This is a genomic window from Pseudoalteromonas sp. S327 (assembly GCF_005886415.1).
GTDB classification, from domain to species: Bacteria; Pseudomonadota; Gammaproteobacteria; order Enterobacterales; family Alteromonadaceae; genus Pseudoalteromonas; species Pseudoalteromonas atlantica.
This window is the reverse complement of the sequence record NZ_PNDP01000149.1, coordinates 1-257: the sequence shown is the minus strand read 5'-3', so window position 1 is coordinate 257 and position 257 is coordinate 1. Positions and strand designations below refer to the sequence as shown.

1 protein-coding gene is annotated in these 257 nt (G+C 51.8%); it reads left to right on the top strand.

Features of this window, described 5'->3' with window-relative positions; all coding sequences use genetic code 11:
• A partial coding sequence (locus tag CWB60_RS20510) for an Hsp70 family protein (RefSeq protein ID WP_171036178.1) occupies positions 1-257 on the top strand: 257 nt, incomplete at both ends.

Sequence of the window (257 nt, the reverse complement as noted above, 5' to 3'; positions counted from 1 at the left end):
ATTGACCTAGGTACCACTTATTCATTGGTTGCAACGGTACAAAGTGGCGTCGCCCGCACATTAACAGATGCCCTTGGTGGCGCGATGTTGCCATCGGTTGTGCGTTCCCACGCTGGCGGCATCACGGTAGGCCCCGATGCTGCAGAAGCTGCCACACAAGCCCCCGCCAATACCCTTAATTCGGTTAAGCGTTTTTTAGGTATAACCCAAGCCGAAATAGAGAAAAGCTACGGCCAATTCCAGAATCAGTATTGTCA